The organism is Enterococcus sp. ZJ1622 (genome assembly GCF_011038845.1).
GTDB lineage: Bacteria > Bacillota > Bacilli > Lactobacillales > Enterococcaceae > Enterococcus_B.
In genome coordinates, this window is record NZ_JAAKDW010000004.1 from 148,963 (window position 1) to 172,709 (window position 23,747).

Consider the following 23,747-nt stretch of genomic DNA (forward strand, 5'->3'; position numbering starts at 1 on the left):
CTCTGTTTACGTCTCACCCTCTCTTTTAACCATTCCAATCTTCATAAAACTTATCAATCGAAAAACGTCTCGTCAGGTTACGATAAATACCATGATTGATCACACCACTAAAAAAACAAAGATAAGCCAATGAAAAATGCTGCATAAAGAAAATGGTCAGTCCAATAAAAGCAATATTATATATAGTTACTAAAGGGAGGCGATAGCTTATCAATAAAGACCATTCCATTTTCTTCCTGAAAGAGATTTGGGCAACTCTCGAATCACTCGAGATCAGTAAAACAAAAAGCATACTGCTCAATAAAAAACAGCTAGTCAAAGCAAACGGAAACAACATAACAGATTGACCGTAAAGTCTCAGTATACGAAAACCAAAGAGAATGAAGGAAATGAAAAGTGAACACAAAACAAAATATATCCAGTTATTCTTGAAGATTTCTCGATAGCATATGAAATAGTCTTTTCGATCCATCAAATGCTTCGAATCAGTAAATAACCGAAATTGAGCTGAAAGACTCGCAAGGAATAAAATCAATGGTCCTAGAAATAAAACAAAGTTATTCAATGTGAATCTTATGAAAAGCAAGAGTATGAGAAACAAGCTATTTGAAAGGATGAAGTACGTCTGATAGACCAATAACTGATACACATAGTTAACGATTGAAACGGTCCACTCGGAGATAGAATGAAAGAGATTATTCATACTCTTTACCCTTTGATACCAGAACTAGTGACACCTTCTACAAAATACTTTTGAGCACTGAAAAATAAGATAATCGCCGGTAACAAAGAGATAACCGACATCGCAAACACTTGGTTCCATGGTGTATTGGTGGACGGGTCAACATTGAGCCGCAACGCAAGGGACACCGGGAATTTATCTTGAGAGGTAATATAAATCAATGGTCCTAAAAAGTCACTGAAACTCCAGACGAACTGAAAAATCACACAGGAAATCAATACAGGTTTCAATGCCGGAAGCAGCACCCTCCATAAAACGCCAAATGAATTACAGCCATCGACGATCGCTGCTTCATCAAGATCTCGAGGAATCGAACGCAAGAATTGAATCATCATGAAAACAAAAAATGGTTCTTGGCCCAAAAATGAATTTGCGAGTAGCGGAATATATGTATCTAACAAATCCAAACGATTCCAAAAAAGATACAAGGGTATTCTTGTCACGACTTGCGGTAAAAACATCGTTGCTATCAAAAGTGAGAACATCACTTTTTTAAACGGAAAATCGAATCGGGCAAATCCGTACGCTGTAAGAGTTGCTGAAACAACAGTAAAAACGATTTTAGGAATAACATATTTGAAAGTATTGATAAAATACAAAGTGAAAGTATAATCTCCTTTTGTGTCCCAGCCATCAATATATGCTTGGAAATCAATGGACGAAGGAATAAAGCCGATTGATGTAAAGATTTCATGATTCGATTTAAATGACGCACCAATCATCCAAATAATTGGATAGAGCATGATCAGTGCAACAACAGTCAAAATAAAATAACGAATAATCGCTTGTCCTTGCTTTTTATGGTGATTCTTCTTTTTAGATACTATAGACGTTGCCTCCATCTATTTCCCACCTCCGTCAGAATAATACACCCATCTTTTCTGGCTCGAAAAAAGGATGATCGTTGAACAAACAATCAGTGCAAACAACACCCAACTCGCCGCACTTGCGTAGCCCATATCAAATTCTTTGAATGCTTTGTCATAGATAAACATCGAAGACAGATACGTAGCATTGAGCGGTCCACGACCGGTTACGATGAAAGGTCCATTAAATTCTTGAAAAGCGTTGTTCAGCTGCATCACTAAGTTGAAGAAAATCGTAGGAGTGATCAAGGGAATCGTGATCTTGAAAAATTGTGTCCACTTAGAAGCGCCATCCAAACTCGATGATTCATACAAATCTTGGGGGATTTCTTTCAATGCAGCTAAAAATATCAGCATAGATGAACCAAATTGCCAAACTTTTAAGAGAATCAATACGACCATCGCTCCTATGGGTGTCGATAGCCAGTTGATTGGCTCTACCCCAAAAGATCCAAGGAAGATATTCACTAAACCTTCTGGCTGAAACATTGACCGCCAAAGCACGCCGACCGCCACATTTCCTCCTAAAATCGAGGGAATGTAATAAGCCGTTCGATAGAAATTGATGGCTTTTAACTTGAAATTCAAGATAAAAGCGACGAATAAAGCAAATGCAAGTTGAAACGGTACTGTAAACACTGTATAGATCAATGTCGCCCGCATCGAATCAAGAAATGTTCGATCTTTAAATAGGCTCAAATAATTTTGAATGCCTAAAAACTCCGGGGTCTGCCCAACACGAGCCAATGAGTAATCTGTCAGCGAGTAATAAAATGAGGATAAGATAGGCCAAGCAGTTAGTAAAAAGAAACCAATTAGCCACGGGGTCACATAGATCAGTCCTATTCTTTCTTTTTTCATAAAAGCCCTCCAAACATCTATAGTTGTTTCATCAACAGCGGAACTTCATAGGAGCATATTGAACCACTCATACTCCCATAAAGTGCCGATACATCTGTCTATTGCAATTTATAATCTTTGGCAAGCTTCTCAGCTTGATCTTTTGTTTTCGTATACACATTTCGCGCAGCAGTTTCTAAGTCTGTCCGCCCCAATTCAACTGCTTCCATTTCTGTGGTATAAATAGTCGTCAAGGTACCATCCTCATAGAAAGGAGTCTGATTGATCTTTGTTGCGCTTTGAGCATATTCGAATCCCTCCTTCATCACTCCAACCAGTTGACCATCTTCAGATAAAGCTTCGATTGCTTTGCTTGAAGCCGGAATCCCTCTTGAAAGACCCAGTATTTTATTCGTCTCTTCGCCATTTAAAAATTCATTTAGAAACGTCCCCACCTCTTCCGGATGTTCGACATTTTTTCGAACGGCAAACAATAGAGAAGGTTTCGACATTAGATTCACTTCCGTTCCACCTTCTGCGACCGGGTAATCAACAATGACCATTTCATCGCCAATCTCCTTCAACGCTTCATAGTTCGAAGCAATTCCTGCATTCCAGTCAATTCCACCTGCATACTGTCCTTCTATCCATTTTTTGTTCGTGGCTAACGAAACAGGCTCTGAGCCTACATTTTCTAAATAATCCTGTCTTGAAACAAAAACTCCTGCATCCGCCATCTCTTTATACCAAGCCATCGCTTCAAGGTAATCCTGTTCTGTCCAATTCATATTCCCTTTTTCATCAAATTCAGATTTGCCAGTTTTCTGCTGCAACCAGATCGTCACTGGGAAACGCCAGGTAGGAGATACGACGCAATAGGATCCTTCTGGGAATTTCTTTGCTGCTTCAACATAATCATCCCACGTCTTCAACGTAGAAATGTCGATCCCATGTCTTTCATATTCGGATTTGTTCAAATACATGACCAAGGTATTTTCTCCGTAAGGAACGGCGACTTGCTTCCCATCGACCTGTCCAAATTTCAAAAAATCAGGATCATAGGTGGATAAATCCAGCGTATCAATCGTATCAAGGTCATAAAAACCATCATTTTGACCAAATTGCGGTACCCAATTGTAGAGAAGGGTCGTTATATCCGCTAAAGTATTGCCTGCATATCTCGTAGTGAATGCCTGATCCAAATCACCAAATCCACTCGGTTCACCTTTCACCGCAATCTCTGGGTATTCCTTTTCAAAATAAGCGATCATCTCTTGCGTTGCCTTATGACGGTCCTCGTTTCCCCACCAGCTAAAGCTGATTTCTACGCGTTCATCACTGGAAGCTGTTTCTGTCTTTTTTCTCCCTGCATTACACCCAGTGATCACTAGTGATACCAAAAACAAAAAGCTGAGTACTAAAACCTTCTTGTTCCATTCTTTCATCCATCTTCCTCCTGATCTGTTTTTAGTCGAATATCTGATAAAACCAAACATACTGCGAAATGTTTCTCCATCTGATAAAATCAGAAATCTTGTTCCACAGTTTTATAAAGCGCTATCAAAAATGAAGGATCGCATTCGTTCTATCTTCCTACGCATAAATGGTGCGACCATGTGCATCTGGAATGCCGCTTTTACGATAAAAGTACGTATTGATCTGGTCTTTCCAATCTCTCGCAGAGCGTTCTTGTTCCTGCAATCTTTCGGCTACATTCCGATAACTTTCCTCATCGATTTGACCACGTAAAGAAGCCCAATCGGCAATATACGAGTTTACTTTTTCATAGCCTTCGAAATGCGTGTCATAAATATGTTGGATGACTGTCTTTCCACTTTGCAGAACATGCTCGTATGGCAGATGATGGAAGAATAGGACAAGTTCATCTGGGCAAGTAGCCAAGTTTTCGTACGTTTCACACCAATAATCAGCGTACTGCCTCACGAAACCCGTGCCATCTTTTGCCGTTCGATTGACACCAATACCGTTTCTGTCAGCAAAATGGTACGTTCCCCATCGGTCATATTCATACCCGTCTACATCCGGTCCATAATGATGATTGGGGCGAACCAAGAATCCTATTCCTAATGGTGCCGTGTAATTTTCATAGGTTTGGTAGGAAGTGACGAGGATCTCTTTCAATAAATGATGTGCAGAATCATCAAGGTCAAATGTCAATTCGATCCATTCCGTAATGATATCTTCCGTACTTAACTCATTGTTCCAAATCAGTCTCCCATACCCGAATAGATTTGCTTGTGCTAATTTGTGTCCTGTCCAATTGTCATCCATCCCTACATTCACGACAGCAGCCACCCCAGAATTTTTAGGATTGGGACTTTGTCCAGAAAGAATCTCCTTTACTTTCGAATGTTCCAGCGGACGTTTCGTATCGAAATCTAAAACAGCTTTCCACATGGGTAACAAACAACAAATATGTTTTTGTTGCCCAGTATATTCTTGTGTCACTTGGAACTCTAACATGTGATTAGTCTGTTTCAAAGCGCCAAATAACGGATTCACAGGTTCTCGCACTCGAAAATCGATAGGGCCATTTTTTATCTGTAAAAGGACATTCTCTTCAAAAGTACCATCCAATTTCAGGAAATGATCATACGCAGCTTTGGCTCGATCGATTGAACGATCCCGCCAATCTTGTGAACAGTCATAAACAAAACAGCGCCAAATCACTAGCCCGCCATATGGTCGCAACGCACGTGCCAGCATATTGGCACCATCGTTATGATCACGACCATATAAAAAAGGCCCTGGTTCTCCCTCTGAGTCTGCTTTTACTACAAAACCGCCAAATTCTGGAATAACTTTATAGATAGTATCTGCTGTCCTTTGCCAAAAAGTGATGACTTCTTCCGCCAATGGATCTGCGGTTTCAAGCCCTCCGACTGATAGAGGCGCCGCGAAATTGATACTTAAAAACGTACGAAGACCATATGCTGCGAAAATGTCTACGATCTGTTTTATCTCAGCTAAATACGGTTCGGTAATCAACCACTTGGCTTTTCCGCGAACATTGACATTATTGATAGAAACCGCATTCATTCCGATAGAAGCTAATAGACGTGCGTATTCTCTCAACGTTTCATGATCTTGCCGAAACTGATTGTCTGAAAAGAAAATCGATTCCCCCGCATACCCACGTTCGATCGTCCCGTCAAAATTATCCCAATGATCCAGCATTCGAATGGATTGATCAGGAATCGATCGTACATTTGTAGGTATTGCATTTGAACGAACCATTTGTTTATACAGTTCAAAAAATCCATATAACCAACCTTTACTTGTATTCGCATGAACGATCGTTTGACGCTCCTCTTTAGTGATTTCAAAGCCCTCGTCCCCTAATAATGCGTCCATTGAAACTTTGAAAGCTAAAGATGCCTTACTATCTTCTACATACTGACACTCTGGAAATAATTCCCGCATTTCTCGTTTGATCGTGTCCGTCAATCGATCCGATTGCTCAAAGAAAAATGTAGCAAATACTTGATCAGCCACACGTTTTTTTAGCCAGCACTTGTCTCTTGTTCCCATTTTGTCCCTCTCCTCTTTTGCCTAAATAAATACCTTCATGCAATTCCCAGATAACTTCACTTTTTGTGTGAATTATCCTTAGAAATAATGAAACATTTGATATATAAATAGAGAACTATCCTGTCAATCACTCGATTCTTAATCCAGCCTCCCTTCATCTACTATGTAAGTCAATAAAAATTCCGAGGAGTTCTAGCTATTCTTCGCGCATCGATGATCGGCTCATTCTCATCTAAAAGCGGAAATAATTATGCGTTTAGTGCATAATACACTGCAACATAAACTTACTACCCTAGAATAAGGGAGAGGTGATTTTATGTATTACAGAATTCGAGATTTACGAGAAGACCAAGACTTGAATCAGGAACAACTTGCGAAACTATTGAATATCAGCCAAACCACTTATTCTCGGTATGAGTCCGGAAAATTAGATATTCCGACACAATCCCTGGTTAAACTTGCAGAATTTTACTCCACTAGCGTCGATTATTTGCTTAACTTAACAGATCATAAAAAACCTTATCCTCGTAACTAACATCATGATATGCGCTTATCGCATAAAAGTCAATATGCGATAAGCGCATATTTTAGAATAGTATTGAGGTGAACTATATGTTTCAACGAATCCGTGACCTGAGAGAAGATAATGATTTAACTCAACAGCAAATCGCCAAACTTCTAAACGTTTCACAATCAACGTATTCTCGTTATGAGAACGGCGAACTGGCTGTCCCTATGCAAACATTCATAAAATTAGCCCATTACTATCATACCAGCGTCGATTACTTGGTGAATATGACTGATATTAGGACCCCATATAAGAGAAACTAGGAATAAGAACAGGATAGTTGTCTGCTCTATCTTCTTTTTTAGAAAAGGAGAGATGCTGATGAACAATATTGTTGGATGATGTTATAGACCAAGAATATTTCCTGTTATCATAACTAAAAGTACACAAAAAAACACACCTTCCAAATAGAAGGTGGATTTTGCTTATAAATAACTGAATAGCTTTAAATAACTTTTACAATCAACTGTTGCCAGCAATTTAGAAAGATTCAAATCCCAATCAATTTCATACGGTTTTAATTGCTAATTATCTAATGACCGTACACCAAAATACTACGCAAGCCAGTACAAGACTGCAGGTTATAAATAACAAATTATATATAATTAAAAATCCTTAATTACATACTTCATGATTTTTATAAGATACTATTTTCTTTGGATGTTGGATAATTTGTTAACTATAATCTCAATTTGCTAAATACAAAACCTAAAGGAGCAATAGATACAATCAAAAATCAGATGCCTCCATGAAAACTTAAAAGTAATTTTTGATTAATTTCAATACCATGCTGTCGATATATTGTCTCACTATCGCCAAGTAGTTTATTAGCAGCAATTGCCCGTTCTCAATATCTCGCAAGATGAACCAAACGATGACAGCTTGGGTACAATGCTGTGACATTATCTGTAAAATCCAGTGTATATTGATAATAGTCTTGGACCGCCATAGGCACTAAGTGATGCGCCTCCACAAAATTCTTGCCATCTACTTGTGTAATGACTTGAATCCAGTTCCTAGGACCAACGCTTATGACTTTAGCCAAATAATTTACACGTAAATTTCTCAGATAACTATCAATCCCTAGTAGTAAAGATTTTTGATGTCCCAACAATTTATCGGCTTGAAATTCGGTAATTACCTCAGAAATTAAGTTCTCTTTCTCGGTTGTTAATATTGCAAGTTTCAAATTCAATCGCTCATCAGCGGGAGCTTCACTCAGCACTTGCTGTGCGGTTAAATAGAGAGAGAAACATTGATTGTCGCACTGTAAAAATTGTGTTCTTTTCGGTTAAATATACTAAATTCCAGTAGATTCTCAACTAGCTTAAGTTTTTTTAGCTCTGCAAAAGAATCTAACAAACCAAAATTTTCTTAGAAAATTTCCTCATATAAACCAGTCAAACATAACGAGAAACAATCGTAATACAACCCTTAACTTGAAGCTTTCTTCACGTTACCTGTTTTAGAAGATAACTTTTCTGCATAAGTTATGAAATCTTGTAAATTTAGAAAGTATCGTTCTCTATTGCCACAACATGCGGTTCCTTTAAAAATATTTTTCTGAGATTAACCTCAAAATCCCCTCTTCAAAACAAGAAATTAATAATTAGTGTATCAACAGATTAGATAACCTTCATTGCTTCCGTGAAGAACCCTAATTCGGGATTATTCAACGTCCCTACTAGCACTCCTCTATCCAAGAAAACGTTCATTTTTTCACAACTCGTTTCAGAAATAAGCGAACATGCATGACAAGCAGAAGCATTAAGCGAGTCACGTCCCTGTGATTCACTTTCGATACATACAGGATCAAAGCTACACCACTGCGCCTTCTCAAGTGCACTACTTATCAATGCAAAGAATTTCTCTGGAACCCCTTGTTTAACTAGACCACCAAGTGTGCCTTCAGAATCTGAGCTAGAAGTATAGATTAAAACACCATACATTTCTTCACCTTGATTATTTGAATAATATATCCTTTCTTTCAAAGCAGAAGATGAATACCCACTACTCATATTCAATTCTCTAATGAGTAAGTGCGACAATGTATGAATTAAATAATAGTCCGGTCTAATATAAGATCGTTCATCATCAAATCTTACATTTTTTTCTTTCGCTACAATTCTATTGTAGACGGATTTATTTTTTACCTTCTTCAACCAATGATTAACTTGCTTGGGATCAAGCGAAAAGAAAATCCCCTCACCCAATGATCGCATCCCAACATAATAACCGTCTTTTCTTTTTAACGATACTTCATTAACCCCACCTTTAGATGTTTCACCTTCTAAAGCGCGTTCCCGCATTAATTCAGAGTCGGTTGGTTCAATTCGGCTATAGGACCGAAGCGCGCTCACAACTTCTAATTGATGCACTAAGGTAATTTTAGAAATAAGCTGCTTGAAGGGAGATTCATCCAATTCATTTTGATCAAAAATTTTTATTTTAAGTCGCTCTGATTCTCTGTCATAATCTTCTTTCCCAGTCAATACTTCAAATTCTGGTCTCCTGTAATCCATGATATCACCAGTAGATTCAGAGGTAGGTTGCTCAAAAAAATAAAGAGACACAGCATTCTTGATCGCAGAAGAGTCTCGCCCCAATTCCTCTGCAATATAATCAATTAAATTTTGAACTTTTTTATCTTCATTTAATTTATTAATTCCCTCTTCTCTGGACACACTCTTGAGCGACTTTTGTAAAGATAAATAGTCAGTGGCACACTGAACCGCTTCAATTAATTTGTTTTGTTTAAAAGGGATATTCACCGAACTTGAAATATTTGGAAAAAAGAAATTATTGGCATTTTTCAGTAAAACTCGTAAATGAATTCCTTCTGAGCACATTTCACCATCATCTGATTTTTTCCATTTATATTGTCCCTTACATTGTATTCCTAATTCTTCCATTTTTTTTGAAAATTTATTTTCATCAAATATTCCGCTAAGTGATCTTTTCTTTCCACAAGTTTCACATGTCACTATCAAATCAGCGATAGACCCAGTTTGCGCTACACTTTCTAATTTTATTTTATGTCCTTTAAAATCCTCAAAAAACATATTCGGATGTGACCATTCCAACCATGGAAACTCTTGTGCATGTCCATTTTTACATGCACATACTACCCTAACTGGCACAAGTTCAGTACCTTTATGACGGGGATCATATGGTCGTTTATCAAACATTTTAACTCTGGAAGGGATTCCTTGAGCTGCTACAGACTCTCGCCATTTACTTAGTGGTCTCAGAGTTCTGTCTTGTGGAGAAAAGTACCAGCTTGGAAATCTGACACCAATGATTTCTTCAGCCTCTTTTACTGGAGGTTCAATGAATCCATTAGCATTCATTTCTGTTTCCAATCTGATATCATGAACTTTTTCACATTCATTCGAATTCCAGTACTCAGAATCTGCGACCATCACAGATTGATTATTAATATCCATTAAGGCACCTATACCAAACGGCGTAAGTAGCTGTGACCTTCTTACGTTAAATTCTGGGTTTACACTTGTTTTATCATAAACCATTTCAACACCTCAATTAGTCAATTACTCTCATATATGCTGTATCTTCAATATTTCTCATAGTACCCATAACTCTTGTAGCTTCCTCATGATGACTTCGATCATCGAATGATTTGAGAAGTAATTTACCAAGGAATTCTTGAGTTTTTGTTCTATATAGATAATACCTTGTTTCATTCTCTGCACCTTCTGATGTTTCAGCATCTTCTGCTAATTCAAGCCAAGTATTAGCGAATTCCTTCATGATTATTTCAGCGTCTTCACTATATAACTTGTATCTATCCTCACTATCCCTGACCCGTGTCATCAAATATTCGATGATGTCATCAAGGCGGCTTTCGTCATTCAAAATATTTATAGGTGTTTTGTCACCGGAAAGTTCTTCGACATTATTGCGTAACATCGCAACCATCACTCCTGCAACAGCCTTCTTCAATGCAGGAACAGAAAACGGTGTGACACTGCTTGATTCAACAAACCGGTATAAGCTCTGATGGTAAGATTGGAACGTTTCATAATGTGATCTATCTCTACTACGGGAAGAATTATACAATGTGCACACTAAACCTAGTGAATTACGACCTACACGACTTGTAGCTTGAATGTATTCAGAGGTTAGCTTAGGTTGCCCTACTACGAACATGGCATTGAGTCTACTGATATCTACCCCGACTGAAAGCATATTAGTTGCGATAAGGGTATCGATAGGATGATTCCTCTCTTCTCGGTCATTTGCAGTGTGTTTCACTTCCAATTTTTGTAGAATCTCTGGAATTTCAACTCCTTGCTTTCTCGAAGTAAGCTCGACACTCGTATTATCCCAAATTTTACGTTTTTTCGTATTGTTTCTACGATTCAGCTGATTAATATATTCTTTTATATCATCTCGAATTAAACCTGAAGCTTTGCCTAGTTCCCGAATACTGTTGAAATACCCAGTGACAGTCCAAAATAATTCTTCCTCATCAGGTTCTAGACCAATCTCGGTAATAGCTTGTAACATAGCAGATACTAATCTAATTTCAGTTGTAACCTGTGATTTTCCTGTAGACATAATACCTAGATAAGCTCGCCCTGGTTCAACAGCATTTTCTTTCACGAAGAAATTATCTGCTACATCAATCCCATTGGGCGGAAATTGAAATACTTTTCTGTCAAAAATTGCTTTAACTTGCTCCCCTGCATTTCTAATTGTAGCCGTTGAAGCAATATATTTTGGAGATATTGTACCTTCTCCACTTTTAAAAATATAATCAAATCCCGCTTCGTATAACCCCACAATACTCCCAAGAGGCCCTGAGATCAAGTGCAATTCATCTTGAATAATCAATTCGGGTCTACGGTACTTGGTTAAGTCATCGGAACCAAATAGATACTGAGTTTCTTCTTTAAGAGGTACCTGCGCAAATTTATCAACAGTACCGAATAGCAACGTCGGGCGCACATTGTAAATGCTTTCATCGACAACATAAATTGGAAGTCCTTTTGAAAATTCACAGTTTTTATTATTACATTTCATATTATAATGAGATTTACGGGTTATAATCGGTGAGTAACCCCATTGTCTTGGGATATTACGTTTTTCTTCACTTGGAACAATGCTATGTTCTTCTTTGCACCAAGGACATTTTAAAACTTGGAATGTATTTTTTCTTTTAGCTTCTTCAATAGTATGCGCATTTAACATATTTTCAAAATCGGCTTTAGCTGCCTTCAAATAATTTTGCGTTCCTTCACCAATCCATAGTCCTATCGTTATCTCGGTATCGCCCAAGCCACTTGCACGCCTTCTGATAAATTCCAGTGAACAAATTAATTGCGAAGCTCGCTCGAATTGCTGAGATGTTAAAAGTCTCAAAGTATAGCGCATGATTACACTGACACCATCTGAATTACTGTAACTCATTCTTCGGTAGATAATTACCGCTGCAATTGCGAATAAATAGGCTTCAGTTTTCCCACCACCAGTACTAACCCAGATCAAATCTAGAATCTCTCGATCATCACTGTTTTCGTTTAAAATAGATTCCAAAGAATGCAGTGTAAAGGCTAATTGGAACGGCCGCCAATTAAATGCAACGTCTTGAAAATCAGATGTCTCGTAACAAAACACCTTTTGTTCAGCACTATCAATTCTTTGAAGTAACATTGCTTTGTTGGCAAGATTAAAAGCTTCAAAAGCCTTATCATCTTCTTCAAGAAATGTTATAGTTTTCTTCATACGTAAACTGCATTCTTGACATTTTTTTATATTTTCCAGAGCATATTTTTGAAATTCTGGAATTAAATTATCAACAGATGACTCCAATTTTTGAACCCAATTATCATAGGCCACAACAAAGGAATTTAATTTACTTATTTGACCTTCTTTTTCCATATCAATATAGCTGTCAGCCCTTAAAATATCTTCTGTCAGCTCAGGAATCTCAAATGACATCGGCAACAGTTCATAGCTAGGTAGATAACTCGTCTTAATCTCACTTATATTTCCATTCTCTTCTTTCCAAACAGCAGATACACCCTGACCATGGGCATAAGTTTTTTTCTGACGATACAAAAATAAATTCATTGCATCTTCTGGATCCAATTTAGCTAAATCAGGGATTTTAATGTCTTCGGATGCGATAAAAGTGATTCCTTCTTGTGCAGGAATTTTTATCTCTGTTTGAAAAAAATGATTTTTTGAAATATTCTTCACTACAAGAGTAACTGCTGCTACAATTTCATTTCCCACTTTCAACTCTTTTATTTTTGAAAATAACTGGACTGAACATTCTTCATCAAATTTGATTTCTTGATTTCTCACTCCATCATGCAATTCAAGTAGTACATCACTTTCAAGTGGTTTACGTTGAAAGCAGCTCTTTTTACCATAATTGATATTTTTAATTTTACTAACCAAAAACTTGGTATCCTCATCTAAGTTTTCACTCTTATACATTTCCTTAGACAGATTGTTAATTATCTTATCAGTCTCTTCATTGTAGTTTTTTAGACGAATTCTTTTTCCCTCTTCGTCTATTTCAAAAAGCTGGTCAACTTTTTCTACTTTTGATTCATATAAATAATGCTGCAACGTTTTTAAAATTTTTGTCGTTGTTTCAACATAAGGATTTTTAAGGGATTCATAGCGTGCTGTAGATACAGAGAAACTCACCTGTTTAATCTTGGTTTTGCAATAAAAAGTGATCCCAATAGATGAAGGTAAAAAACTGTTATCAATTTCAATCGAGGCTTCTTTATCGAATCCACCTTGAATGTCCAAGGAAGCTTCTTCCAACTCGTGTTCACCGATATCATCTTTAATAGGATATAAAATTCCTGTTGCATAACGGGATTGAGGCTTCTCTGAAATAATCTCTTCAGCAAAATTTACATTGATTTTCTCAGAACCAGGTCCTAATAATAATGCACTGATTGCTTCGATATATTTATCTCGTATCTCTTTTTGTTTTCCTTTATCTTTCTGAATACTCAACTGTATCCCTCCCAATGATTCTATTTGTAAAGTTCCTAGGAATATCCTTTAAAGAAACGTGATTAATTTGAGTAATTTTATCTATTACATATCCTATAACAGTCGGATCTAGAATTACATCTTCTAGATATTTTCCATCAATACTTGTAATAAAATGGTCTCTAGTCTCTGTTAGCCTTCGCTTAACATTTGCGCTAGCAACAGCATATTGTTCATAATTATTAGCAATATCAACATTACCAATCATAAGACCAATAAATTTTATGAATTCTCGATCTTGAGGAACTATTGGGATAGTTTCAAAAGAAGACCATCTTTTATAAAACGGGAGCGACTTTTCTTGAAACCCTAATTTTTCAAGTTTAATTTTCAACTGTTTTGTGTTCAAATTATTTTTATTTATAAATGTTATAAATTCACGTTTCCATAGATAATCATAGTACTCGAATATATTTATTTCCCTATAGCGATTCATATCTCGGTTAGTTCCACTAAATTTTTTCAATCTTTGACGATAAAACTCATCTGAATAGGGTACCAAAAGTTCTAGTACTTCTTGATTGACCCTAATTTCCGAAGATGTGACTCTTTTAATTTTCCCATCTTTTTCTAGTACGAAAAGTTTGCCATAATTTGTAGTCATTATGGCATTGCCCGACTGCAGAACAATCTGTAAAGAAACATCCCCAACAGTGTTATCATAATCTTCATCACAGTTTTCTATCGTAGATGTACCTTGGTTTACGTGATCCTTTTCTATAATGTCCAAAGAATCATACCCTTCAAAATCACCTTCTGGAATAACAGGTAGTTTTCTTTGAGATAAATACTTATTAATTGAATGTAGATATGCTGAAGATTCTACGCTCTGTCCAAAAAAATCAATTTGATATAATTTTTCCAATATCTTCTTTTCCCTATTTAAAGAAGAAGGCAAATATTTTTCCTGTATTCTAGGAATTATAATATCAACTTGATTGCAACAATAACTAGAAAGCCATTTTTTTCTATCCGATGCATATGGTGATAAAAGTATAATCTGATCAAATTGATTGTATAAATCTTCTGTAATTACAGTTTTATAGGAAATCACAGTCAATTGTTTTTCATTTCTATATAGTTCAGAAATTTCTGATACCATTTGATTCATAACAATTATTGCACAATTTGAATTTTTATGCCTAATTTGTTCAATTTTTTTCTTAACTTGGTAACCAAATCGATTTTCATAAATTTCAATTAAAATATCTGGCAACTCATCAAAATCTGAGATACCTTTTTTTTCAAGATACTCTAGTACCTTCATCAACTGATTTTCTAATGTTTTAGATTTCCCTGTAGTTAGACTATAATTCATTTTCAAAAATATCTTCAAAATTTTATCCAAGTATTTTAACTCTGGATTTAATTTAATTTCCGATAATATTTCGTTTAATTGATTAATAGCTTTTTCAAATTCATGATTATTTTCAACAAAGTGATAATTAAATTGATAATTACCTGCTTCTAAAGGGTCAAGCCAACAATATTCACCTTCAAGAGAGCCAATAAAATCTAATGCATTCCATGCCATAACCATCGGAATACTCGAATAAATTTTCAGTGGAATTTGATACTCACAACACGCATCTTCTAAATTAATTAAGCTAGACATTTGACTTTCCTTAAACCATTTATCTCCAAGAACAAATACCGCTTGTTCTTTCACAGCTCCTTCATTATCATCTAAATAATCAACAACAGCTTGCAAGCTAGCAGAAAATAACACCATTGGTTCTTCTATACTATTCATTTTAGGCAGTGAACCAATTTCCATATCGTTTTTTAAATAATTACTGCTACACACTTGATCAAATGTATATTTATCATTTCCAATATTAACATTTGCCAACAGTAGCTCATTTATATACTTTCTTTCCATTATTATTATAATTGACTTATCACTTGTCCAACTAGCTTGCTCAATTTCCAAAAAATTGGCGAAATTTTGACGTGCAGATGTTATCTTTTGTTTTTTTGTCCTTATAACCACGCTCGCTTCATTCTCTAATTTTTCACGAGGTAAAATACGCTCATAGACAGATTTTCTATTTACGATTTCAATCCTATATTTTCCAGTAAGACTATCCTTTCCTTTGTATCTATAGAATTGATTCTGAAATTGGATTTCCTGACCTATTTTCAATCTATCCATATCTAACTTCATATTACTAGAAATATTCTCAGCTGCAATCCACATGCAAATAGCATAAGCCAGATTCTTATAATAGTTGCCATTTAAATACTGATAATTATATGATTGTCCTTCAATTTCTTCTAAAGCAAAAAAATCTGAAATAATTTTTTTTACATTGTTTGAAATATAGCCAAAAGGGCTATTCAAGAAAATTAATTTTTTTACTAACTCCACAATTGGCACTCCCAACCTAGATTTATCTTAAATTATACAACACCTTAAGTTACTTGACTAATATGATTTTTAGTGCATAGTTTCAGTAGCTTATCCACTACAAACTTGGTATAATACTCTCGAGGTGTAAGTATGTTAAATATAATTGATTTGTTTTCTGGTGCTGGTGGGCTAACAGAAGGTTTTCGAAATACGGAATTTTTTAATTTGATTGCCCACGTAGAGATGGATCATTCTGCTAGCAAAACACTTAAGCTAAGAGATGCATATTATTATCTAAAAGAAAAAAATAATCTTAATCTTTATTATGATTATATAACTGGAAAAATTACCCATGATAAATTTTTTTCAAAAATACCTGAACATGTAGTTTCAAAAGTTATCAATATCGGTATTGGAGAAGATACCATCGAAAATATTTTTTCTACCATAGATCTTAATAAAAATTCTCAAAAAATTCATGGAGTAATTGGTGGTCCTCCCTGTCAATCGTACTCCACTATTGGTCGTTCTCAGAATGAAAAAATCAAAGAACAAGATGAGCGAATCTATTTATATAAGTACTATATTAAATTTTTGGAACGTTATAACCCGGATTTTTTTATTTTTGAAAATGTAAAAGGTCTATTGTCTTTCAAAGATCTAGATGGGCAAAAACTTTTTGATAAAATTATTAATGAATTTTCAAATATCAATGGAACTAACCACTATAAAATTGAAAAAAAAATGATTAATTGCGCTGACTATGGTGTTCCTCAAACACGAGAGAGGCTTTTCATTTTTGGTCAAAAGAAAAAAAGTAAAAATGAAGATTTCTTCAATTGGATTAAAAAATATAAAGAAACGCCTCCAACAATTAATCAGTTATTTCAAGATTTGCCTTTGATGAATGCAGGACAAATAAAGAATGAGTATTCTAATACACCCGCTAATACTTTTGTCAAAAAAAATCTACGTAAAGATAATGTCCCCCTGACACAAAATATTTGCCGACCAAACAAAGAAAATGATTTAGCTATCTACAGAATCGTAGCTGAAGAAAAGAAAAAAAATAAAAATGTTAAATACTCTGATTTACCAGCACATCTTATCACACATAAAAAAACCAATATATTTTTAGATAGATTTAAGGCTATAAACGGCAAAGGTTTCAGTCATACAGTTGTTGCACATATCGCCAAAGATGGCCATTATTATATCCATCCAGATGTTAAACAAAATCGTTCAATAACAGTTAGAGAAGCTGCACGGATACAAACTTTCCCTGACGATTTCTACTTTGAAGATTCTAGAACTGCCGCCTTCAAACAAATCGGAAACGCAGTACCTCCCTATTTTTCAAAAATAATAAGTAAATCTATTCGTGAATATCTATATGATAAACATGAAGAAAACTAATATAAAACAACGAAGTATTTTGTCTCTTTGTCAAATATTTTTTTGTTTTAATTAAATCACCTTGAGGAAACATTGGACGTTTCCTCTTTTTGTGTTATTAAATAATCTCACAGAAATTTTGTTGAATTAAAATCCTCATGCGCAAACGGCGAAATGTTAGAAAGCCAAAAGTGATTCGTTTAATGATCTTGACTAAGCAGTAAAATATTTTACTTCAAAAAAGCCAACAATTCCTGATAGACTTCATAACTTTTACGCAAGTGCTTATCGATCTAAAGTAGATAGTCTATGACGTTTGATTCGGTCACGTACTTTCGTTGTAAAAGCGGGAATTTCTGAAGAAAATCATAATTGAGTTTGATTTCTTTTTTCAAGGCAGTCCGCCAATTTTTTTTATTTACGATAAACTTTCATCGCTTTAGGATCGCTTTTCTTCAACCGGTTCATGGTTTGGATTTGTTGCTTATTGAAGGTACGAGTCAATTGTTGAACTAAGTGAAACCAGTCGATCGATACATATGTATTCGGAAAAAGAGTTCGTGTCACTACGTGCTAGAAAGCATTCCTGTCCATTACAATATGTGTCACATTTTGTCTTGCTTTCAGGGTGAAACGTTGGAAATATATAGTTAATTTAAAGTTTCTTCGGTCGGCAAAAGTGTTTCTATTGTCGGCATCACTGAGAATAAAGCTCATTGCGCTTCACAGTCTTTGGTTCCTTTGAATTTATCAATTATTCAAATGTTTCGGTTTTCGGTAAGTAAGCTTTAGATGCAGTTATTCAAAGAAAGAATCTATTGCGCATTCGACCATTTTTAGACGATGCAAAGTATCGTACCGCAATATCTTTCATGGAGATCTTCTTCTTTAAATCACCAGTGGTCGCAAATTTCAATGGTTGCGAAAGGTAGCAGTTTTCAGCGACATAATTGGTTTTAGCTGTAAATGTGTGACGACAATGATTACAATAGAAGCGCTTCTTGAATAAACTAAGATAAGAAGGGACTTCTTGATAAAGAATCAGCTAGATTAAGCTCTCTTTGTACGAGTGACGAATCACTGTTTTAAAGCCGCACAGTTCGCAGTGGCGCGGTTTATAAGTCAATATTCCCGTAAAAAATGGGCTATTCTGCAATGGACCCGCTCTTTGATCATATTGTCTGTATTGTCATCTTTTATTTTGATATTCTTAGGTAAAGACATTTGTATTTTCCTTCTATAAATGAAATGGTTAGGCTACTTAATTATAGAGAATTCAAATGTCTTTCTGTTATAAAAAGGTATGTGGTGTCCTTACTAGATTTAAGTAATAACACCAAATATCATAGAACCAAAATAAAATAAGATACCTTCCAAAAGATTGGAAAGTGCCAGAAAAGTTAGAATCTAGGAAACTGCGCTCAGCATTGCTTCACCCAGTACGATTCTCGTAACTCGTGAACTCGAACGATAATCGCAATTAACGTTTTGAGAACTGCGTTGCTTTATGGGCTTTTTAAGACCTAGTTCAGTCGTCCATTTTTTTAATATGTCTCAAATTCCTTTAATATCAATGGGTTATGGCTATATAACAACTAAAAATTCATTGATTTTCACTTTTTTGAAAGCAATGGTGTCAACTCAAAAAAAAGACGCTTCGCAAACTGAATCGCGAAACGTCTGAAAATGTCGATATAGAAAATATATTAACGTTTTGAGAATTGTAATGCTTTACGGTCTTTTTTAAGACCTAATTCTGTATCAAACAATTTTAAAGAATTGAAATTTCCTTTAGTAATAATAGATTAAGCAATATTTCAACAAGTATTGTTTTAATAGATTTTAGCACATTTTAAAGCTCTCGTACCTCAAGGCGTATCCAAAAATCCACGTGGATCAGAACAAGACTACTTCTATAGCTATTCTTCAATCTTTAAAGTCTAGTTTATTTTGTTTACTGCTCTTTTTATTACTGGTTTATTATATAGTTTTCTTAAATGAATCAATCAAATATATTGCCACACAAAAAATTGAAAAGAAAATTATATTGAGCTTTCACATCATAACTATCTTCATTTTTTGTATCAGTAACTATATTGATAAATTTAACATTATTACTATCCAAAACCTTTTTTTCAGTAGAGGCATCACCATTTATTAAAACCATATAGTTAGTTCCATATCCACTATTTGAATCACTTATGCTTTTTAGCTCTTTAGAAAAATAATTGTCACTCATTGAAAACCCTAAAAATAACATTGAATATTTACTTATCAAACCAGTTAATATTCTTCTATTTTTTTCTTTAGAATATAGCCTTTCATAATCCTCAGTAGTTACGATCATGGAATCCAGTTGACTTATATCACCATGTAAATGAAATATATACTTCTGGTTTACCAGATTTTCAAACCCTTCAAAGTTCAAAATATTATTGGTTATATCATAACCCTTTTCTTTAAGTGTATTACACTGTTCTAAAGAATTATCATAATTAGTTGTTAAAATATATTCTGCGTCTAGATTTAATAAATTAGGTAGAATAGAATTAGCAATTTCTTCATTTGTCAATTTTTTAATAATCTGAGGCTTAATTATTCTACTCTTTAAGTCTTTTTCATCTTGTATTAAAGGATTAAACTCCAAAATACATTCTATTAATTTATCTATATCACCATCTTCATACCTTTTGTCAAATATAGCAACATATTTTTCAGGTATATCATCACGAGCATAAAGAAATAGTTCTTTCCATAATGGAAATCCCAATGTCTTACTTACCCCTGCTCCAACAAAAGGAATTACCCTATGCATATTATTTCTTAAATCTCGTATAACTATATCTGAACCATTTTTAAAATAGCTATCCATCAATTTCATATTATAGTTTCTTAGTTCTTTTTTAAAATTTATCTTGAACATATTGTAGTATTCATGCTCTTCGATTTTTTGTTTACAGTACTCACAATTTTCCTGTAAAACTATTGCTGAATGAAATTCATCAGAACATTCATATTGAATAGATTGTTGGATAAACCCTTCATCTATTAATTCTGAAAATAGTTGTTCTGCTTCGTATGTATTTAAATACTCACGAAAATAATTCAAAAATTGTTCTCTTTGACTTACACCTTGAATGTTAATTGCAATTGTATTGAGAGACAAATATGTCTGCTCATTCCTGATTAAGTATTTTTCTAATAGTTTGCTTAACATACGTAGTCATTCCCTTATTTTTATTAACAGAGTTATTCATGGTTATTAATAAATATTTCTTATTAACAGTTATCGTTGTTTGACTAACATCTTTTTCGTCTTTGCCACCAAAAAATTTTTGATCAAACCATGCTATTGTAACCTCTTCTAATTTTTTTGCATTATCTATATCTGTATTTAAGCTATAAAATACATCTTCAAAAACTAAAGGTATTTCCTTTCCTCTAGTCTTTGCTTTTCCTTTAGACAATTCCTGTCCAGTAAAACTTATTTTAGTTGGATAACAATACATACCTTTTTCGATAGCTTTATTTTTCAAGTCATTCTCTGTATACCCCTTAGTAATATACTGCCCCAAATATGTATCAAAAATTTTATTGTATACGTTTTCCTTAGTCTTTCTATCTACTTTTATAGAATCATTCATCTTTCTTAGTTGGTTAAATGTTCGTGTAATTTGTCCGGTAAGTGTAGATCCAATACCTACTTCTAAATCCTTAGAATAGTCTTCTATCATGCACTGATTCAATTTTTTACAAAAAAGAAATATTTTTTCTCTTTCGCTCTGATAGATTAGGTTTCTCTGGATAAATGTTACTTTTAAACAAGAACTTAAAAATCTTTTGAGTAAAACAAAAAAGGCTTTTGCACCAGAAACTGTCTCTTTATTGTAATTAGATAGTTCAAAACTACCAAGCGTACCATTAATATAAAAAGAAACATCATTATTATTTCTATTGATAATAATTGAACACATTCTATGTTCCCGATCTTTTTTAGTTTCATATTGAACGATACATAATATCCTTATTGTATCTGCATCATATTCAAGTAGAGGAAAAAACAACTTATTGCTCTTTGTAGTTACAGCGTAATCTAATAAATTAAATCCACTTTTTTTCATCAATTCAAATTGATCAATTCCGACTAAATCTTTATTTATATTGTTAATTATGAACTCAAAAAAAATTTCTATATCTTTATCTAAAATATTACTAGTAATTTTGTCCAAAAAAATATTGCTACACGTAAATGTCATATTAGAAAATATTATGCCATTAAATTCACTAATAGAAATATTCTTTTCTTCACACATATAGCGAGCCCACCCAGTAATTGTCCTAATATCATCAAATTCTTCTTGATTAAAAGCTATAGAGTGAACTTCCAAATATTCAATACATGTTTTTTTTAATTCTTTCTCATTAATAATTTTTCTATATTTACTACTTCTATAGCTAAAAGTATTTTTATCAGTGAGTTCCAATTTAATTCCTCCATTCCACATAAATCAATTTTTCAAAAAATATTTTTTCCCTATTAAAATAAGATTACTATATTTTAAATACAGTATACATTAATAAAACTAATTAGTTCTATTTTTCCATTCATCAAGAGTTGGAATTCCTTTCTCTATCAATTTCTTAATTACTAAATAAATAATATTTGATGAATAACTTTTATCAACATAAAAAGATGATGCACGAGAAATTTGCATCTCAACTCTTTCTCCAACATCTTCTGTTCCAACTCGTTCAGAGTCCTTTAAAATTGCTAGATAATCTACTAAATCTTTACTTGTTGCAAACAAACATTCAACATTGCCATCATATATCACTACCCCATACGGTATAAGATAATAATATCTAGCCATGTGAAGTGTTATATCTATATTATCATCAAATTTTTGACATTCAAGTTTCTCAACATACTCCGAATAATTAGTAACGACGTTATGGCTTATACTAATTTTCTCAAAAGTAACTTGGTTCCAATCTGGAATAATTATATTAAACCAATTTTTTTCTTTGATAACGTTCATAAAGAACAATTTCGTTTGTATATTTAATTCTAATTGATTTGGATAATCATAGTTCTTAATTTCCCAACCTTCCTGCTCGTACTTAATAATCATTTTGTCTACTAGTACGATGATAAACCTAATTTCATGATATCGATAGTTGCCAATTGTTCCAGTTGTTCTCGCATTGTCAGCATCTCTTATTGATTTATATAATAGTGCATAGACTTGTGACGGGGTATACAACTTAAGCCATCCATCAAATGCATTATAAAGCATCTTTTCTTTTTCTTCGTTATCCAATTCTTTAGAAAATCCCAATTTTTTCATTTCAAATTTAAATATCTTAAGTAGCTCTTGAATAACATAACTCTTCCACAAATGAATATATTCCCTAGAATTTTCTATCTCGATATCGTCTAAATACTTTAGTTTTTCAAACAATTCCTTTCTGCTATAATATTCGTTTGTTATATTTAAGGAAAACAATGTTTCATCCACTTTATAAGAAAAACTTGTATCAGTAATGTTCGAAAAGACTTCTATGGGTGTTTGTTCAGAGACTTTCAATATATCTTTATCAATTAAGTCCCTAAGAGTCTCCATTGTAAACCCATTTATTGATCCCTTATACGTTTTATATTGTGGTACTAAGCAATTAAATTCTAAATTGCTAATTTGAAGTAACGCTGCAATATTTACTCTGTCAAAAACTTTAATATCTTGAAATTCAATTTCACTATCTAGATAAATATCATTGATAATAGTTGAAATTCTCTTTTTTTCATTTTCTTTTTTTAGTTGACAATTGTTACAACTACAAAGCTTACTACCTTTATAATATTCAATATGACCACATTTATTGCAGTGAAGATCTGGAGAAAAATATTTTAAGCTAGATTTACTCGGCAATTTTGCAATTAGATGTAAATCATCATAAGGACATTTTTCTTTTGTATAGAAAAACGGTAGATACGTGGAGAATTTAGAAACCTTATCAATTTTAAGTCCAAATTTATCAATTATTTTAGTTACTGATAATTTTCCTGTATAATAAAGCTCAATTATCTCTATTATAGTTTCTGATTCTATACCGGCAAAAGGATGGCCTTTTTCTTGAACTTGTACTAATTTACAATTCTTTATATCTTCATATTCCAAATTAAACCCCTTCTTTCAAATTATTCTCACATTCTTAACGTAATAATTTAATCACCCACAATTATTATAAATACCTACAATAAAGATACCATTTTTTATATGTGAAAAAAATAAAATTAAAATATTTAACAAATAAATTGTTCCCATAATTCATATTAGCTCTTATATTTTTGATTTAATTCAATACTAAATATACTATTTTAAATTG

At 33.8% G+C, this 23,747-nt stretch carries 15 protein-coding genes; 3 read left to right on the plus strand and 12 right to left on the minus strand.

Annotated features, from left to right (window positions below; all coding sequences use genetic code 11):
- Positions 1-708: 708 nt before the first annotated feature.
- From G7Y42_RS05305 to G7Y42_RS05320, 4 genes are all read right to left on the minus strand, one after another.
- On the minus strand, positions 709-1,584 hold the full coding sequence (locus tag G7Y42_RS05305; RefSeq protein WP_165005067.1) for a carbohydrate ABC transporter permease: 876 nt from the start codon (positions 1,582-1,584) through the stop codon (positions 709-711).
- Positions 1,585-2,469, minus strand: a complete 885-nt coding sequence (locus tag G7Y42_RS05310; protein ID WP_165005065.1) for a sugar ABC transporter permease — start codon at positions 2,467-2,469, stop codon at positions 1,585-1,587.
- Positions 2,470-2,567: 98 nt separating this feature from the next.
- Positions 2,568-3,893, minus strand: coding sequence for an ABC transporter substrate-binding protein (locus tag G7Y42_RS05315; protein WP_165005063.1), 1,326 nt, complete (start codon positions 3,891-3,893; stop codon positions 2,568-2,570).
- Positions 3,894-4,041: 148 nt separating this feature from the next.
- Positions 4,042-6,000 carry an alpha-glucuronidase gene (locus tag G7Y42_RS05320; protein ID WP_165005061.1) on the minus strand — a complete coding sequence of 653 codons (1,959 nt, stop codon included), beginning with the start codon at positions 5,998-6,000 and terminating at the stop codon, positions 4,042-4,044.
- A 316-nt stretch (positions 6,001-6,316) separates the two neighbouring features.
- Here G7Y42_RS05320 and G7Y42_RS05325 point away from each other — a divergent pair, with 316 nt between their 5' ends.
- Both G7Y42_RS05325 and G7Y42_RS05330 read left to right on the plus strand, forming a co-directional pair.
- On the plus strand, positions 6,317-6,535 hold the full coding sequence (locus tag G7Y42_RS05325) for a helix-turn-helix transcriptional regulator (protein ID WP_165005059.1): 219 nt from the start codon (positions 6,317-6,319) through the stop codon (positions 6,533-6,535).
- 77 nt (positions 6,536-6,612) lie between these two features.
- On the plus strand, positions 6,613-6,831 hold the full coding sequence (locus G7Y42_RS05330) for a helix-turn-helix transcriptional regulator (protein WP_165005056.1): 219 nt from the start codon (positions 6,613-6,615) through the stop codon (positions 6,829-6,831).
- Between the two features lie 584 nt (positions 6,832-7,415).
- Here G7Y42_RS05330 and G7Y42_RS05335 read toward each other — a convergent pair.
- The 4 genes from G7Y42_RS05335 to G7Y42_RS05350 form a co-directional block, all read right to left on the minus strand.
- Positions 7,416-7,757: a hypothetical protein gene (locus G7Y42_RS05335; RefSeq protein ID WP_165005054.1), complete on the minus strand. Its 342-nt coding sequence runs from the start codon at positions 7,755-7,757 to the stop codon at positions 7,416-7,418.
- A 436-nt stretch (positions 7,758-8,193) separates the two neighbouring features.
- Positions 8,194-10,098: a DUF1998 domain-containing protein gene (locus G7Y42_RS05340; RefSeq protein ID WP_165005052.1), complete on the minus strand. Its 1,905-nt coding sequence runs from the start codon at positions 10,096-10,098 to the stop codon at positions 8,194-8,196.
- Between the two features lie 13 nt (positions 10,099-10,111).
- Positions 10,112-13,573, minus strand: coding sequence for a helicase-related protein (locus G7Y42_RS05345; protein WP_165005050.1), 3,462 nt, complete (start codon positions 13,571-13,573; stop codon positions 10,112-10,114).
- On the minus strand, positions 13,554-15,983 hold the full coding sequence (locus G7Y42_RS05350) for a hypothetical protein (protein WP_165005048.1): 2,430 nt from the start codon (positions 15,981-15,983) through the stop codon (positions 13,554-13,556). The genes G7Y42_RS05345 and G7Y42_RS05350 overlap by 20 nt, the downstream gene beginning before the upstream one ends.
- Before the next feature lie 132 nt (positions 15,984-16,115).
- Here G7Y42_RS05350 and G7Y42_RS05355 point away from each other — a divergent pair, with 132 nt between their 5' ends.
- Positions 16,116-17,381 carry a DNA cytosine methyltransferase gene (locus tag G7Y42_RS05355; RefSeq protein ID WP_165005046.1) on the plus strand — a complete coding sequence of 422 codons (1,266 nt, stop codon included), beginning with the start codon at positions 16,116-16,118 and terminating at the stop codon, positions 17,379-17,381.
- Between the two features lie 393 nt (positions 17,382-17,774).
- On the opposite strand, the gene G7Y42_RS14975 is transcribed toward G7Y42_RS05355, so the two are convergent.
- From G7Y42_RS14975 to G7Y42_RS05375, 4 genes are all read right to left on the minus strand, one after another.
- Positions 17,775-17,927, minus strand: a complete 153-nt coding sequence (locus tag G7Y42_RS14975) for a transposase (RefSeq protein WP_241161912.1) — start codon at positions 17,925-17,927, stop codon at positions 17,775-17,777.
- A 1,435-nt stretch (positions 17,928-19,362) separates the two neighbouring features.
- Positions 19,363-20,577 (minus strand): SIR2 family protein, encoded by a 1,215-nt coding sequence (locus G7Y42_RS05365; protein WP_165005044.1) that lies wholly within the window; start codon positions 20,575-20,577, stop codon positions 19,363-19,365.
- Positions 20,537-21,844, minus strand: a complete 1,308-nt coding sequence (locus G7Y42_RS05370; protein WP_165005042.1) for a hypothetical protein — start codon at positions 21,842-21,844, stop codon at positions 20,537-20,539. The genes G7Y42_RS05365 and G7Y42_RS05370 overlap by 41 nt, the downstream gene beginning before the upstream one ends.
- Positions 21,845-21,943: 99 nt before the next feature.
- Positions 21,944-23,539, minus strand: coding sequence for a hypothetical protein (locus G7Y42_RS05375; protein ID WP_165005041.1), 1,596 nt, complete (start codon positions 23,537-23,539; stop codon positions 21,944-21,946).
- Positions 23,540-23,747 lie beyond the last annotated feature (208 nt).